Annotated in this window: 3 pseudogenes; all 3 read left to right on the top strand. The window is 67.1% G+C overall.

The features are described 5' to 3' along the window. A pseudogene (locus IF28_RS40455) lies at nt 1–162 on the top strand (hypothetical protein); the annotation flags it as partial. Between the two features lie 14 nt (nt 163–176). Beyond that, nucleotides 177–542, top strand: a pseudogene (locus IF28_RS38435) (2-oxoglutarate ferredoxin oxidoreductase subunit alpha); the annotation flags it as partial. Continuing rightward, a pseudogene (locus IF28_RS39030) lies at nt 532–660 on the top strand (2-oxoacid:ferredoxin oxidoreductase subunit beta); the annotation flags it as partial. The pseudogenes IF28_RS38435 and IF28_RS39030, both read left to right, overlap by 11 nt.

The following is a 660-nucleotide window of genomic DNA, read 5'->3' as shown; positions in this document are numbered from 1 at the left end:
CCCGCCGACTGCTTCGACGCCGCCCTCGAGGCCGCCCGTATCGCCCTCACCTACCGCACCCCCGTCTTCCTCCTCTCCGACGGCTACCTCGCCAACGGCTCCGAACCCTGGCGCGTCCCGGAGCAGACCGAACTGCCCGACCTCACCGTGCGGTTCGCCCAGAACTTCAACCATGTTCTCAGGACGGCACCGGCAACATCTCCTACGACCCCGCCAACCACGACCTCATGGTCCGCACCCGCCAAGCGAAGACCGACGGCATCGACGTCCCCGACATCAAGGTCGACGACCCCGACGGCGCGAAGACCCTGGTCCTCGCGCAGGCCCATCTGCGCCATCTCAACCCGTTCCCGCACAACCTCGGTGACGTCCTCGCCCGCTACGAGCGCGTCGTCGTGCCCGAGATGAACCTGGGCCAGCTCGCGACCCTCGTCCGGGCGAAGTACCTGGTCGACGCCCAGTCGTACAACCAGGTCAACGGCATGCCGTTCAAGGCGGAGCAGCTCGCCACCGCGCTGAAGGAGGCCCTCCATGCCCACTGAGGCACTCACGGTACGAGATTTCAAGTCGGATCAGGAAGTGCGTTGGTGTCCCGGCTGCGGTGACTACGCCGTCCTCGCCGCCGTGCAGGGATTCATGCCGCAGCTCGGACTGGCGAAG

The sequence above is a fragment of the Streptomyces sp. NRRL WC-3626 genome (genome assembly GCF_000718785.1).
Classification (GTDB): domain Bacteria; phylum Actinomycetota; class Actinomycetes; order Streptomycetales; family Streptomycetaceae; genus Streptomyces; species Streptomyces edwardsiae.
The sequence above is the reverse complement of the archived record's forward strand: the minus strand, read 5'-3'. Positions and strand labels throughout refer to the sequence as shown.